16 protein-coding genes are annotated in these 13626 nt (G+C 73.1%); 3 read left to right on the plus strand and 13 right to left on the minus strand.

What is annotated here, in order from left to right; translation table 11 throughout:
* Positions 1-67: 67 nt before the first annotated feature.
* Positions 68-292 carry a hypothetical protein gene (locus ACFHW1_RS04820; protein WP_416557156.1) on the minus strand — a complete coding sequence of 75 codons (225 nt, stop codon included), beginning with the start codon at positions 290-292 and terminating at the stop codon, positions 68-70.
* 10 nt (positions 293-302) lie between these two features.
* A complete protein-coding gene (locus ACFHW1_RS04825; protein WP_416614883.1) occupies positions 303-1688 on the minus strand; it encodes a dipeptidase in 1386 nt (461 codons plus the stop codon).
* A gap of 90 nt (positions 1689-1778) precedes the next feature.
* Here ACFHW1_RS04825 and ACFHW1_RS04830 point away from each other — a divergent pair, with 90 nt between their 5' ends.
* Positions 1779-3257 carry a plasmid pRiA4b ORF-3 family protein gene (locus tag ACFHW1_RS04830; protein WP_416614885.1) on the plus strand — a complete coding sequence of 493 codons (1479 nt, stop codon included), beginning with the start codon at positions 1779-1781 and terminating at the stop codon, positions 3255-3257.
* Positions 3258-3300: 43 nt separating this feature from the next.
* Here ACFHW1_RS04830 and ACFHW1_RS04835 read toward each other — a convergent pair whose 3' ends face one another.
* The 6 genes from ACFHW1_RS04835 to ACFHW1_RS04860 form a co-directional block, all read right to left on the minus strand.
* On the minus strand, positions 3301-4422 hold the full coding sequence (locus tag ACFHW1_RS04835; RefSeq protein WP_416568984.1) for a M48 family metallopeptidase: 1122 nt from the start codon (positions 4420-4422) through the stop codon (positions 3301-3303).
* 31 nt (positions 4423-4453) lie between these two features.
* A complete protein-coding gene (locus ACFHW1_RS04840; RefSeq protein ID WP_416568985.1) occupies positions 4454-5179 on the minus strand; it encodes a uridine kinase family protein in 726 nt (241 codons plus the stop codon).
* Positions 5176-6771, minus strand: coding sequence for a cobyric acid synthase (locus ACFHW1_RS04845; protein ID WP_416590344.1), 1596 nt, complete (start codon positions 6769-6771; stop codon positions 5176-5178). Before ACFHW1_RS04845 ends, ACFHW1_RS04840 begins: the two co-directional genes overlap by 4 nt.
* Before the next feature lie 31 nt (positions 6772-6802).
* A complete protein-coding gene (locus ACFHW1_RS04850; protein ID WP_416568987.1) occupies positions 6803-7831 on the minus strand; it encodes a cobalamin biosynthesis protein in 1029 nt (342 codons plus the stop codon).
* Positions 7832-7996: 165 nt separating this feature from the next.
* Positions 7997-8818: a single-stranded DNA-binding protein gene (locus tag ACFHW1_RS04855; protein ID WP_416614887.1), complete on the minus strand. Its 822-nt coding sequence runs from the start codon at positions 8816-8818 to the stop codon at positions 7997-7999.
* Between the two features lie 45 nt (positions 8819-8863).
* Complete coding sequence (locus ACFHW1_RS04860) at positions 8864-9346, minus strand: hypothetical protein (protein WP_416614888.1); 483 nt, start codon at positions 9344-9346, stop codon at positions 8864-8866.
* 450 nt (positions 9347-9796) lie between these two features.
* Here ACFHW1_RS04860 and ACFHW1_RS04865 point away from each other — a divergent pair, with 450 nt between their 5' ends.
* Positions 9797-10927, plus strand: a complete 1131-nt coding sequence (locus tag ACFHW1_RS04865; protein ID WP_416614889.1) for a helix-turn-helix domain-containing protein — start codon at positions 9797-9799, stop codon at positions 10925-10927.
* Positions 10928-11233: 306 nt separating this feature from the next.
* Complete coding sequence (locus ACFHW1_RS04870) at positions 11234-11755, plus strand: hypothetical protein (RefSeq protein WP_416614891.1); 522 nt, start codon at positions 11234-11236, stop codon at positions 11753-11755.
* A gap of 64 nt (positions 11756-11819) precedes the next feature.
* Here the strand turns inward: ACFHW1_RS04870 and ACFHW1_RS04875 are convergent, their stop codons facing one another.
* Genes ACFHW1_RS04875 through ACFHW1_RS04895 form a run of 5 tightly spaced genes read right to left on the minus strand, consistent with a single transcriptional unit; the run spans position 11820 to position 13622 of the window.
* Positions 11820-12014: a hypothetical protein gene (locus ACFHW1_RS04875; RefSeq protein WP_416614892.1), complete on the minus strand. Its 195-nt coding sequence runs from the start codon at positions 12012-12014 to the stop codon at positions 11820-11822.
* Positions 12015-12037: 23 nt separating this feature from the next.
* Complete coding sequence (locus ACFHW1_RS04880; protein ID WP_416614893.1) at positions 12038-12298, minus strand: hypothetical protein; 261 nt, start codon at positions 12296-12298, stop codon at positions 12038-12040.
* Positions 12295-12537 (minus strand): hypothetical protein, encoded by a 243-nt coding sequence (locus ACFHW1_RS04885; RefSeq protein ID WP_416614895.1) that lies wholly within the window; start codon positions 12535-12537, stop codon positions 12295-12297. The genes ACFHW1_RS04880 and ACFHW1_RS04885 overlap by 4 nt, the downstream gene beginning before the upstream one ends.
* A 30-nt stretch (positions 12538-12567) precedes the next feature.
* A complete protein-coding gene (locus tag ACFHW1_RS04890; RefSeq protein WP_416614897.1) occupies positions 12568-12825 on the minus strand; it encodes a hypothetical protein in 258 nt (85 codons plus the stop codon).
* Positions 12825-13622 carry a hypothetical protein gene (locus tag ACFHW1_RS04895; RefSeq protein ID WP_416614898.1) on the minus strand — a complete coding sequence of 266 codons (798 nt, stop codon included), beginning with the start codon at positions 13620-13622 and terminating at the stop codon, positions 12825-12827. Before ACFHW1_RS04895 ends, ACFHW1_RS04890 begins: the two co-directional genes overlap by 1 nt.
* Between the last annotated feature and the right edge of the window lie 4 nt (positions 13623-13626).

Genomic DNA, 13626 nt, shown 5'->3' on the forward strand with positions numbered 1-13626 from the left:
ACGTCCGTCGGCCCTGACCCTCCGTCGGTCGGCCGGGACCCAGGTCACGGCCGACCGACAGACCAGGTCACGGCCCGCTTGAGACGCCAGCCGTGACCGGCTCCTCGACCCGCAGACCGTGGGCACGCACCTCGTCGGCCACCCGGGTCAACGCGGAATCAATGGCGCAGAGGGCGACCGAGACCTCGCCGAGCTGGGCGCGCAGCGACTCCTCGGACCAAGCGGAGACGCTGACGCCCCGCAGAGCACTGACCGCGGCGTCGAGCCGCGCAATCACCTCGTTCGTACTCATGTTCGAAACACTAGCGTACCGGCGGAAGCCCGCGCAGCTGAATCGCCGGATCCGCCACCGCCGCGAGCAGGAGCGCCTCGGCCAGGCAGACCCGGGCGAACTCGCCCAGATGCAGGCTCTCGTTCGGCCCGTGGGCGGCGGTGTACGGGTCCTCCACCCCGGTCACCAGGATCGCCGCGTCCGGAAACATCTCCTGGAACGTGGCGATGAACGGAATCGAACCGCCGACGCCGACGTCCACTGGCGCCACGCCGTCCCACGCCGCGGCGAACGCCGCGCGGGCCGCGTCGAAGTACGGACCAGTCGCGTCAATCACACAGGCGTCGCCGTCACTTTCCAGGCTCACCTCGACCCGCGCGCCCCACGGGGCCTTTGCCCGCAGATGTGCGGTCAACGCCGCGTACGCCGCCGACGGATCATCGCCCGGGGCCAACCGCAGACTCAGCTTGGCCCGCGCCGCCGGCACCAGGGCATTGGGGGCACAGTCGGTGGCCGGGGCGTCGATACCGAGCACGGCCAGCGCTGGCTTGGTCCACAGCCGGTCGGTCAACGCGCCGGTGCCGGTGAAGCCCACCCCGTCGACCATGCCGGCCTCGTCCCGCATCCGCTGCTCCGGCAGATCCACGGCGGAGCCCGTCCGGCCGACCAGGCCCGGCACCGCCACATCGCCGGCCTCGTCGTGCAGGGTGGCCAGCAGCCGGCAGAGCGCGGTCAGCGCGTCCGGCACCGGACCGCCGAACATGCCACTGTGCACCGCCTGCTCGAGGGTGCGGACCTCGACGAAACAGTTGACCAGACCACGCAGCGACGTGGTCAACGCCGGTACGCCGATCTCCCAGTTCGCCGAGTCGGCGATCACGATCACGTCGGCGGCGAGCTCGTCGCGGTGGGCGTCGAGCAGTCGGGACAGCGACTCGCTGCCGTACTCCTCCTCCCCCTCGACGAAGAGCACCACGCCGACCGGCAACGCGTCGCCGAACGCCCGCAACGCGGCGATGTGCGCCATGACTCCGGCCTTGTCGTCGGCGGCGCCCCGCCCGTACAGCCGACCGTCCCGCTCCACCGGCTCGAACGGGTCACTGGACCACAGCGCCGGATCGCCGATTGGCTGCACGTCGTGGTGGGCATACAGCAGCACCGTCGGGACGCCGGGCGGCGCCGGCCGGCGGCCGAGCACTGCGGGCTGCCCGCCGGCCCGGACCACCTGCACGTCCAGCCCGCAGCCCCGGGCCAGCTCGGCGACCGCCGCGGCGGACCGCTCCACCTGGCTGTGGTCGAACCCGTCGAAGGCGATACCGGGGATGCGGATCAGCCGCTCCAGGTCGGCGCGGACCCCGGGCAGCTCCCGGGCGATGGCGGACCGCAGGTCGGCGGCGGTGGGAATGGCAGTCGTCATCCGACGATGGTAGGGGCCGTCCGGTGCTCACCCGACGACACGCCGGGGGCTCGCCTCGCGCCGCCGCAAGCGAACGGGCACACTGGCGCGATGGACGGCACCGACAACCCCGAACCGTGCGACTGCCCCGGCTGCAGTGAGGCACCCGGCGATGTCATCGGCACCCTGCTGAGCGGCGCCGCCGCCCTGGTCGACGACGATGACCCGATCGCCGCCGAACTCACCGGCGCGATGTTCGTCGCGATGGTCGGCGACGAACCCGACCCCGACGGCGTCCGCCCGCTGCGCGACGGGCTCATCCCGCAGCTCGCCGACCGAGGCGGCCCCGAGGCGGTGGCCCTGCTGACCGCGATCGCCGCGGTGTCGCCACCGCCCGCCGCCGAGGCTGCCAGGGCCGCGGCGGCGACCATCGCCGGGACAGGCGTACCGTGGCCGAAGTGGGCCGACGAGGTCGCCGCCGAGGTGACGGTGGACGACTGCTGGCGGATCGACAGCCCCGACGGGACCGACTCGGTCTTCACCGTCGCCTTCCGACGGGCCGGCCGTAGGCACGCCATGATGGTGATCGTCGATCACGCCGACTGCGCTGCCGCCCAGGACATCCTGCTGTTGGACGGTGACCAGCTGCCGGCGGCCCTGGACGAACTGACCCGGGATCAAGGCACCACCCGGACCCGACTCGACCCGGCCGACCTGCGGTGGCACGTCGAGCAGGCGTTGGACGCCCGCAGCGTGCACGACGAGGCCGACGCCGAACTCGACGACGAACCGGAGCTCGACGACGACGAGGGGCCGCCGTACCCGGTGCTGGCCACCCTGCTGGACGCCCGGCTGGCCACCATGCCGGAGTCGGACCGGCCGCCGGCCCCGCACCATGACGCCGGTCCCGACGACCTGGCGGACCTGCTCCCCGGCCTGCTGGACGGCGGCGGGTTCCCCGCGCAGCGCCGTCCCGGGCCGGTCCGGCCGGCACCGACGCGCAAGCTGCCGGCCAAACGGAAGAAGTCACAGGGACCGGCGCCGATCTACCGGGTCGACGTGGTGCTGGCCGACAGCGAGCCGCCGGTCCGGCGGCAGTTGGAGGTCGTGGGTGATACTCCGCTGGAGGACCTGCACCACGTGATCCAGTCGGCGTTCGACTGGGACGACAGCCACCTGCACCTGTTCGAGACGCCGTACGGCGATTTCGCACCGCCCGGCGACCGGACCGGGCACCAGTCGGAGCGCAAGGTCACCCTGGAGCAGGTCGCCCCGGCCGTCGGCGACACGATTGCCTACCGGTACGACTTCGGCGACGACTGGACCCACGAGATCACCGTCGCGGCGGTCACCGACCGCGACCCGACGGCGGTCTACCCCCGGTGTACGGGAGGCGAGCGGGCTGCCCCGCCGGAGGACTGCGGCGGCGTCTTGGGCTACGCCCATCTGCTCAACGTACTGGCCGACCCGTCCCATCCGGAGTACGCAGACCGACGCGATTGGCTCGGTCTCGACGACGGGCAGGCACCCCTGGACCCGGAGCGGTTCGATCCCGACGTGATCGAGCGGCGGCTGGCCGCGCTGCGCTGACCGGCGGCAGGTCGGCCCCGCCGGCCACCAGGCCGGCCTGAAGTCAGCTCCGCCGACCACCCGGCCGGCCGGTGGAGCTGGCCGCGCCCATCCAGGACCGAGCGCGGCCGGCGGCGCCGCTGGCCCACTCGCCGACGTCGGCCGCGCCGGAACCCAGCCGACGCAGCAGGCCGACCAACGGATCCTGGCTGCGGCCGAACTCCTCGCGGTACGCCTGCGCGGCGGCCTTGATCTCATCGGTCACCGAAGCGGTCGGGTCGTCGGCACGGCGCGGGTAGTCACCGGCCAGCACCTGCGCGTACCCACCGGAGTCGATCCACTGCCGCAGTGCCGCAGCCCGCGCCACCGGCACCGGGTGGGTGCTCCAGGCGGTCATCCGGAACTTGTGCAGGCTGTCCCGCAGGTCACCGCCGCCGTCGTACTCGGCGGCCTGCTCCAGGAACGCGGCGGTGTCGATCTGGCTGAGGTCGCCGCCGCCGGCCAGCTTCATCAGCAGCCGCTGCGCCGCCGCCGGGTCCTGACCGGCGAGCAGCCCGGCACGGTCGCCGGACAGCTCCGCCTTGCGCCACCACTCCAGCATCGCTGCGCTGATCGCCCGCAGCGCGATCGCGCCGACCGGCAGCCAACTCAGGTTCGCCGCCCAGCGGGTCAGGATGGTGAGAATCGTCTGGTAGACGGCGTGACCGCTGCGGACGTGCCCCAGCTCGTGGCCGAGCAGCGTCCGCAGCTCGGCGTCGTCGAGCTGCTGTACGCAGGCGGTGTTGATCACGATGAACGGTTTGTCCAAGCCGATGGCCTGAGCACCGAGCACCGGGGACTGGGTCACGAACAGCTCCGGCAGCTCCGGCACGTCCAGCGCGGTTGCCGCCTCGGCGAGCAACCGGTGCACCCGGGGGTACTGGCGGTGGTCGACCCGGATCACCGACGCCAGGTAGCTGAGCCGGAAGGCCCGCTCGTTCCACATCCCGAAGAATGTCCGGACCACGTCGTCGAAGCCACGCAGCTCACGGAGCGCGGTCAATGCGCCCCGGTCGGCCGGGTGCTCCCAGGCACGGGAGCTGATCCCGGTCAACGTGATCCGCCGCCGGTCCGGCGGGGTGGTGACGTCCGGCGTACCGCAGCTGGCCGCAGCCGTGGGCGTGGTGCCGTCGTCGTCTGCGGTCATGGCGGACGCTCCCCGGGATCGGCTGACTGGCCTACCCGGCCGATGGTGCCCCACCGGCGCCACCGGCGTCTACGTCCGGCCAGTCCCGGATCCACCCGTACGCCAGCTGGCCGGACCGGAGCTGGCCGGACTCGGGCTCAGCAGCGCCGTCGACGAGCAGGTCGACCGCACCGGGCGTACCGTCGGCGGAGATGAACCGCTCCTCGGCCCGCCGCCAGCGGTCGAGCGTCGGCTGTATCGCGGCCCCGTCGCGGGTGAGCGACCGGGCCAGGCGCACCGATTCTGGTGCGGTGACATAGACCGACAGCGTCGCGGCCGGCCGGACCGCCGCGCGGGCCGCGCTCACCCCTTCGATCACGAGTACGGCGGGCGGCTCGATCACGGTCCAGCCGTCGCCGAACCGCCCGGCGGCCCAGTCGTATCGTCGGTAGCGGGCCGGCCGGCCGGTCCGCAGCGGGTCGAGCACGCAGGTGCTGAGCCGGGGCCAGAATGTGAACTGGTCACGCCAGCCATCCAGCAGGTCGTCGGTGTGCACGACCGCCACGGCGGGGTCGGCGGCGGTGCTGAACGGCTCCGTGGCCGACTCCGGCGCTGTCGCCGTGATCGTCGCGCAGGCAGTGGCCAGGCGGTCGGCGAAGGTGGACTTGCCGGCGCCGCTCGGGCCGTCGACGACGACGAGCCGGACCCGGCCGAGGCGGGCCGGGGCGGCGTACACCCGCCGGGCCAGACTCTCGAAGGTCGAGATCCCCCGCGTCACCGGGGAGCTCCGGGTGGGATGAACGGTAGTCCGGCCGGCGGCCCGGACTCGATCAGCCGCCACAGCGCGGCGGTGTCCAGGTGCTCCTCCACCAGGTCGCCGAGTAGATCGAGTCCGCGTTGGCGCAGCGCCGTGAAGCTGGTGTCCGGCGCGACGGTGAAGCCGTGCCGGCCGGCCTGGCGGGCCACGTCGGTGAGGTAGCGGCGACGGAACTCGTCGGACTCGAAGGCACCGTGCCAGTGGGTGCCGCACACCGGACCGAGCCGTACGCCCTCGGTGCCGCCCGTCGCGCCAGGGCCGGTGCCGGTGCCCACCTCGGTGCCGGTGCCGGTGAACAGCGGCGAGATCGACCCGTCGGACCGGGAGATGTACCCGTGGTGAATCTCGTAGCCGCGCACCGGGACGTCGCTGTAGGCCCGCCCCGCGCTGCGGGTCACGGTCTTGTGCTCGGCGAAGGTGATCTCGACGGGCAATAGGCCAAGCCCCGGTACCGTGCCCCGGCGGCTCTCCACCTCGTCGTGGATCACCCGGCCGAGCATCTGGAAACCACCGCAGATGCCGAGCAGCGGGCGGCCAGCGCTGGCGTGCGTGGTCACCGCCGCAGCCAGCCCGGTCCCCCGCAACCAGGCCAGATCGTCCACGGTCGATTTTGTGCCGGGCAGGACGACAAGGTCGGCGGCGGCAACCTCGGTCGGGTCGACGGTGAGCCGGACCTGCACGCCCGGCTCGGCAGCGAGCGCTTCGAGATCGGTGGCGTTGGACATCCGGGGTAGTCGCACCGTCGCGACCCGCAGGATGTCGCGGCCGCGCGGCGCCGTGGGTCGTCCGATCGTCTGGCCGTACGCCAGCGAGTCCTCACCGTCCAGCCAGAGATCGGGCTGCCAGGGCAACACCCCGTAGGTGGGTCGGCCGGTCACCTGGTGCAGCATGTCGACCCCGGGCCGCAGCAACTCCTGATCACCACGAAATTTGTTGATCACGAACCCGGCGATGTGTTCCTGGTCCTCGGCGCTGAGCAGGGCTACGGTGCCGAACATGGCGGCGAAGACGCCACCCCGGTCGATGTCACCGACGACGATCGCCGGCAGCCCGGCATGCCGGGCCAGCCCGAGGTTGACGAAGTCACCAGCCCGCAGGTTGATCTCGGTTGGGCTGCCGGCTCCTTCACAGATCACCACGTCGTACTCGCCACGCAGCTCGGCGAGGGTGGTGTGCACGGCGTCGGCGAGGCGGGAGCGCATCGCGCGGTAGTTGGTCGCGGTGACGGTGTCGACCGCCTCCCCGAGCAGCACGACCTGGCTGGCCCGGTCACTGCCCGGTTTGAGCAGGACCGGATTGAACCGTACCTGCGGCTCCAGCCCGCAAGCGGCTGCCTGCACCGCTTGCGCCCGTCCGATCTCGCCGCCCCGACCGTCCGACCCGACGACCACCGCCGAGTTGTTGGACATGTTCTGTGCCTTGAACGGCGCGACCCGCACCCCACGCCGGTTCAGCCATCGACAGATTCCGGCGGTGAGCAGGCTCTTGCCCGCGTCGGAGGTGGTCCCGGCGACCAGTAGGCCACCACCGACAGGGCCAGCACTCCCCGGCACCCCGGCCTCCCTTCCGCTCCTGGTCCTACCGCTACCGGCGGCGGATGGCCCGCACGGCGGTTCTGACCGCCTGCGCGGTCAGCTGCGCGGCGGCCAGCTGCACCACGGGAGCCGCCAACACGGACACTGCCGCAGCGGTGTTGCCGACCCGCCGGGACAGCGTCGCTGCCCGGCGGATCTGCCGAGGTGAGGGGCGCGGACCGTCACCAAGATACGGACGCACCTCGGAACGCCCGAAGTAGACGTTGCGCCCACCGAGCCGGACCCCGAGCGCCCCGGCGAACGCCGCCTCGCACTGACCGGCGTTGGGGCTCGGATGGTCGGCGCGGTCCCGACGCCACACCCGCCAGGCCCGTGCCCGGTCGCCCTTGACCGCTGGCGACCACCACACGGCGGCCAGCCCGGTGAGCCGCGACGGCACGAAGTTCAGCAGGTCGTCGAGTCGCGCCGCGGCCGTGCCGAACCGTTCGTAGCGCGACGACCGGTGCCCGACCATGGCGTCCAACGTGTTCGCCGCCCGGTAGCCGACCAGGCCGGGCAGACCTGCGACGGCCCCCCAGAACAACGGCGCGACCACGGCGTCCGAGGTGTTCTCGGCGACGGACTCGACGGTCGCCCGGGCCAGCTCCGGCGCGTCGAGCGTGGCCGGGTCCCGGCCGCAGAGATGGTTGAGCCGGCGTCGGGCCGCTGGTACGTCTGCCCGGTGCAGCGCCCGCGCCATCACCTGTGCCTCGGTCCGCAGCGTCCGCCCGCCGAGCACCGCCCAGGTGGTGCCGGCGACGAGAGCAGCCCGGGCGATCGGATGTCGTCGGGTCAGCACCGACGCCGCCACGGCGGCGATCACCGGCCCCCCGACGGCCACGGCCGTGTAGGCGACGCCGGCCCGACGGGTCGGCCGGTACAGCCGGCGCTCGGCGGCACCGGCCAACCGGCCGTACCCGGCGACCGGATGCCAGCGGCGGGGGTCGCCGAACAGGGTGTCCAGGGCGTAGCCGGCGACCAGACCGCCGACCGTGGCGGCGGCGGCCGACGCGTTGACCCTGCCAGCGCTGGTAGCCACTCCGGCAGCCTACGTGGAGCCGGTGGCCGGTGGCCGGTGGCGGGTGACGGGTGACGGGTGACGGGTCGGCTGACGGTCACCGGTCACCGGTCGGTCGACCGTCGGCGCGGTGGTACGGCAGACGGGTCCGTACCACCGCGCTCGTCGGCATGGGGCCGGCCAGGGTCAGACCGGCACCGCCGTCCGGCTCCGCGACCGCCGGGCCCGGCTGGACGAAGCCGGCTGCTCCTCGGCCGGCAGCGGATCGCCGATCGGGTCGTCGGAATTCCCGTCGCCGCCGGGCGACCGCGACGACGGCGTATCCATCAGCATGTCCGATGGCTCGTCGCGGTGACCGGAGTCGCCGCCCGTCGTCGCGATGCCGGCTCCGGGGTCCTCGGTCGAAGCGGCGACTGTGCCGGCCTGAGCCGAGGCGGACTCGGCCGCCTCGGCGGCGAGCAGGTCCACGGCGAGGGTGACCGGCCGGCCACCCGGACGGTTCGGTTCCCCTTCGACCGGCGACGGCACTGACGGTTCCAGGAACATCGGGTCGTCGTCACCGTCGAACAGCTCGTTGCGGGTCGCCGGCACCTCGTCGGCCGGCACCTCGGCGGTGACCTCACCCTGCACCCGCCGCTCCGGGTCGTCCCCGTCAACCTCGCTGGTCGCCAACGTCGGCCGGTTGCGGGTGAACCGACCCCGTCCTCGGGCCAGGTCATGGCCGACCGCCACGGCCTCCATCTCGTACTGCAGGCGGTTGTTGCCGTCGCCGTCGACCCAGTCGCGGGTGTAGAGCCGGCCGACCACGACGACCGGGTCGCCGAGCATGACCGAGGAGCAGACTCCTTCGGCCAGCTTGCGCCAGCAGTTCACCCGGACCCGCAGGCTGTTGCCGTCGACCCAGCGGTTGCTCTCCCGGTCGAGCCGGCGCGCCGTCGAGGCCACTTTGAAGTTGGCGACCAGTGTGTTGGTCTGGGTGGTACGCCGCCACTCCGGCGTGGTCAGCACGTTACCGACAACCGTGGGAGACAGGTAACCGCCACCAACGGACGGTCACCTGCCCCCGTGACCAGGTCGTCCGCCGTTGAGCAACCGCAGGTTGATGCGCTGCACGGCCGCCGAGGTCTCCGCGTCGACCAGGCCTTGCGCGGCGGTGACCAGCTCGGCGACCGCGCGGGTCTGCTCGGCGATCAGCTCGTCTCGGTCGCGCAGCAGGCTCCGGAGCCGGGCAACCTCGGCGGTCAGCTGCTGCAGCGTCTCGGAGATCCGCGCCTGGTCGGCCAGCACCGCCGTGGTGGCGGTGGTGATCAGCCGGCGGATGCCGGCGGTCACCCCCGCCGACATGGCCGCGAGGACCGCCACCACCGTGGCGGTCAGCAGCAGCCGATGCGCGCCCGGCCCGACACCACTGGTGTGGCGGACGGTCTCGGCCACGCCGGCGGTGAGGGCGAGGAGTGCCGCGGCGCTGCCGGCAGCGCGGGCGGTGGTGGTCAGTCGGGTCGTGGTGAGTCCGGCGGTGGCCGGGAGCTGGATCATCGGTCCCCCTGTGTGACTCAGCTGGTCGGAGCTGAGGGCCTGATCCCACTCCGTGGACTGCTGGCCGCGACAGTGGGTGAGTGGATGATCGCGAGATCATCCACTGTGAGGCTGGTGTCGATCTTGTAATGCTGCTATGCCACCACCGAGAGTGAGATTGGCGGAAGGTTGCGCGGTGGATCTTCCACGCTCCGTGATCATCCGGCGGGGCGAGGGGCGAGGGGTCTGCGGCGCGTGACGACCGCGATTGCAGATAGTGCATCCGTCCCATCCGGACAGTCGGCCGCCGTCGACCGACGGCGCTCAAACCCCGTCAACGAGACCCCCGGCCCGGAGTCAACTTGGAATCACTGAGTGTCTGGCCCGGACCCGGTACAGTCGTCGATGGCGGCGCGCCGGGAGTAGCGGACCGGCACGCCGCCGCCCAGACCGCTACCTGGGGAGCACACGATGCGCGTCGTCGATCCGCGCCTACCCGCAACCCTGCGGGCACTGCGCGAGCAAGCCGGACTGTCCCTGCGGGACCTCGCCAAGCGGGTCTACAGCAGTCGGTCCCACCTGCACGACATCGAGCACGGCCGCCGGCGGCCACCCCCCGATCTGCTCGGCCGCCTCGACGACGCCCTCCAGGCCGGCGGCCGGCTCACGGCGATGATCCACACGCCCGCCACGGTGCTCGACGGCGACCAGGTCGCCCGGCTCCACCACGCGAGCCGCACCAGCCAGATCAGCGCAGGCGGGATCACCGCGCTGGCCGATCTCCTCGCGGCCCAGCGGCGACTCGACGACGCCGTCGGGTCCGGCGCGGTACTGCCGGCGGCCGCGATGCAGCTCGACGTCATCAGCGGACTGGTCGTCGACGCGGCCGGTTCTCACCGGCACGCCCTGGTCGACGTCGCCGCCCAGTGGGCGCAGTTCGTCGGCTGGTTGCACGCGGCCGTGGGCGACGCTGCCGGAGCTGAGCGCACGTGGTCCGCCGGGCTCGCGTGGACCGCCGAGACCGGAGACACCGACCTCGCCGCCACGATCCTGAGCTTCCGTGGCTACGCCGCCGAGCATCAGGGCCAGGTCGGCGCGATGATCGCGCTGTCTCAGGCCGCGCAGCACCAGCCGGGCGTCCACCCCGGTCAGCTGGCTTACTCGGCCGGGCAGGAGGCGCGCGGCATGGCGTCCAGCGGGCACCAACCGAGCGTGGTGCTGGGCGTTCTCGATCGGTCCGCCGAGCACGCCGCCCGACAGGGCGAGCGGCCGCCGCCGGCGTGGAACTACTTCCACACCGAAGAGTTCTTCGCGGTTCAGCGCGGGATCGTGTACCTCAACCTCGCCGACGCCGGACACGCCGGCTTCGCCGACCGGGCGGTTGAGCTGCTCGCTACCGGTCTCGCGCCGGACCGGCGCCGGCCGGGGTGGTCCGGGGCGCATCTGTGCGAACTGGGCGACGCGCACGCGCACGTCGGCGCCCACCGAGACGCCGAGGCCGCGTACGCCGAGGCCGCCTCGCTGGCGGCCGCGACCGGCGACGAACGGCTCGCGGCCAGGGCGTCCGCAGGTGTCCGCGCCCTGTCCGCACCGTCCGCGTAACCGCGCGGCGCGTAGACCGTCACCCGATGTGATGCGCATCCTGCTGGTGGGTGGCGGTTACCCCCGTGGCCGCCACCCACCCAGACAGGGCCCGGCGGTAACCCACAATGCTCCCGCCGGGCCCGCCCACTGGGGCGCGGCCCGACGGCTGAGGAGGAGCTCCCGCCGGGTCGCGCCCTCCCAGCCCTGGGAGGACATCGTGCACCGACCACACCCGCGCGCCGGCCGGACCGGATGGCGGCTCGCCCGCCTGGCCCTCATCCTCGTCATCGCGATGGCGGTCGGCGCGGCGATCGGCGCCAGCCGGTGAGGCCGACCGTCGGTCGGCGGCCGAGCGTCTACCGCCGCCAGCCGCACCCGATCCGGATCGACGCCCAGACTCCAGAGCAGCTCGCCGAGCGTGCCCGGCTGGCGGCCGCGTTCGCCGCGGCCGGCCGGCGGGCCGGCGCAGCCAAGGCCGCGCGTGCGGCGGCGATGGCCGAGCTCGGCGAGCTGATGCGGCTCGACCGCGACGCCGGGCCGCTGGTCGGTGGCAACGCCGCCGCCGACCTGTCCGGGATTTCCCGCACCTACCTGGACAAGGCCGCCGACGACGACACGGCCTGGCGAGAGACGGTAATGTGCGCCGGCCGGGTCGCCGAGGGGGACCGGTCGGCGGCGGCCGACTTGCATGCCCGGGTGCCGGTGCTGGATGGGATCTGGGCGGCGCAGACGCACATCCGGGCGACCGGGGTGGGTGACCGGGCGGCCGCCGAACTGGTGGCCGAGTACTACCGGATCGTGCGGCGCCTGGCGCTGGGCAAGCCGGTCGGCCTGGTCGACGACTGACCCCGGGCACGACGAAGCGCCCCCCGCAGCCGGCCTGGCTGCGGGGGGCGCTGTCGTTGGTGGGTCAGTCGCCGTCGCGGGCGATGCGCCGGGCGTACTCCTCGTCGGTCTCGGTGTCGGCGACCTCGAGCACCCCGCCGGCGTACCGGTAGCGGCCCGGCGCGAGCTGCTGGCCGTCGACCAGGATGCGGCCGTCGAGGGTGTTGTGGATGTCGCCGGAGACGAGGGGCAGGTCGGCGTCGCTGGTGGTGGTGTCCATGCCGGACACGCTACCGGCGGGGGTCACGCCCCGGGCGGCACCGGGTGGTCGGCCGGATCGCAGCGGCAGCCGTCGACCGGCCCCCACGACGGGCACATGCTGTCGACGCCGGCCCGCTCACAGCCGCACGGCGAGTTGGCGAACGGCTCGGTGCAGCCGGGACCGCACCGCTCCGGGTTGTGCCACGCCGTCACCCAGGCCCGGCACTTGGTGCACTGCAGGTGCGGGTCGGCGAACGTGATCTCGACGTGGGTGCGGGTGTGCGTCCGCACGATGGTGCTCACCGGTCACCGTCGCGGATCTGGGCCACGGTGGCCGGGGAGAACACCCGGCTCCGGCCGACCAGGGCGACGGCGAGGGGCGCGAGCACCGCTGCGACGCCGAGGATCGCGGTCTGCTGGTCGGCAGTCAGGTCGACGCCGAACGCGACGACCAGGCTGAGGAACGCGGTGACGGCGGCGGTGATGCCGCCGACCGACCACAACGGCTCGCTGCTGTCGGGGTTGGGGGTGGGCTGGGTCACGGTGGATCCTCTCGGGTCAGTGGTACGCGGTCAGCTGGTGAGGCGGGGCAGCAGGCCCACCGCCAGCGCGGCCACGGCGATCAAGACGGACACGGTTGGCAGCGGCCACAGGCGGCGCTCCACCGTCCGGATCCGCTCCTCGTGGTCGGCCAGGTCGGCACGCACGGCAGTCTGCTGTTCGATCAGGACGTCGACGCGGCCGGTCAGCCGGACCACGGCGTCGTAGATTTCGCGGCCGGTGATCTTGACCGCGAGTGGATCGTCACCGCGACGCGGCGGGGTGGGCATCACGTGCCGGTCGCCGGTGCGGTCTCGGTCACCTCGCCGGTGATGGCGATCCGGGTCGGCGTCCGGCCGGGCGGCCCGGCGGGTCCCGGTTCGCCGCGTTCGCCCTGCGGTCCCCGGGGCCCTGCGGGTCCTTGCGGTCCGGTCGCACCGGCCGGGCCGGCTGGGCCACGCTCGCCGCCGCCGTGCTTGCGGGCCAGCTCCGTGTGCAGCTGCCACGCCTGCCAACCCGTGATGCTGGACGCCGGCGACTGCTTGTGCTTGGCGCGGTGGGCGTTGACGGCGGCCGCGGTCTTGGGTCCGTAGTCGCCGTCGATCGGGCCGGGATCGTGCCCGCAGTCGCGCACCACGCGCTGCCAGTAGGCGACCATCTCGCTCTTCTGTCCCTGCCGTACGAGCATGTCGTCTCCCTCGTCTACTCCCCATGGGCTGGTGTCGTCGTACGGTCCGGTTGACCTGCCGTCCGGCCCCCAGCCGACGGACACGTGCACGTGCGTGTGGAACTGGCCCCGGTAGGGCTGCCAGCCGTAGCCGGGCAGCCAAATCCGGTCGCGCCAAATGACGTACTTGAGTGCGGGCGGATCGGTCCGGGTGATCGTGTCGGCCAGCCATTGCAGGTCGAGGCCGGCGTCGTCGAGCACGTCGGCCGCGCACACCACGTCGCAGCACTCGTTGGGGTTGTGGTCGGACCAGTCCTCTTGGTGGTCCTCGTCGCCGATGGTCCACACCGTGGTGCCGGGCGCTACCGCCTCGATCTCGTCGGCCAGGACGTCGAGGGAGCGCGCGTTCCGCCAGCCCATCAGT

The sequence above is a fragment of the Micromonospora sp. LOL_014 genome (assembly GCF_048060245.1).
Classification (GTDB): Bacteria; Actinomycetota; Actinomycetes; order Mycobacteriales; family Micromonosporaceae; genus Micromonospora_E.

Excerpts from the sequence above, each read along its gene's own strand:
- ACFHW1_RS04875 (WP_416614892.1), bottom strand. The coding sequence starts at position 12,014 with ATGGACACCACCACCAGCGACGCCGACCTGCCCCTCGTCTCCGGCGAC.
- ACFHW1_RS04830 (WP_416614885.1), top strand. The coding sequence starts at position 1,779 with ATGGACGGCACCGACAACCCCGAACCGTGCGACTGCCCCGGCTGCAGT.
- ACFHW1_RS04820 (WP_416557156.1), bottom strand. The coding sequence starts at position 292 with ATGAGTACGAACGAGGTGATTGCGCGGCTCGACGCCGCGGTCAGTGCT.
- ACFHW1_RS04860 (WP_416614888.1), bottom strand. The coding sequence starts at position 9,346 with ATGATCCAGCTCCCGGCCACCGCCGGACTCACCACGACCCGACTGACC.
- ACFHW1_RS04895 (WP_416614898.1), bottom strand. The coding sequence starts at position 13,622 with ATGGGCTGGCGGAACGCGCGCTCCCTCGACGTCCTGGCCGACGAGATC.
- ACFHW1_RS04865 (WP_416614889.1), top strand. The coding sequence starts at position 9,797 with ATGCGCGTCGTCGATCCGCGCCTACCCGCAACCCTGCGGGCACTGCGC.
- ACFHW1_RS04835 (WP_416568984.1), bottom strand. The coding sequence starts at position 4,422 with ATGACCGCAGACGACGACGGCACCACGCCCACGGCTGCGGCCAGCTGC.
- ACFHW1_RS04890 (WP_416614897.1), bottom strand. The coding sequence starts at position 12,825 with ATGCCCACCCCGCCGCGTCGCGGTGACGATCCACTCGCGGTCAAGATC.
- ACFHW1_RS04825 (WP_416614883.1), bottom strand. The coding sequence starts at position 1,688 with ATGACGACTGCCATTCCCACCGCCGCCGACCTGCGGTCCGCCATCGCC.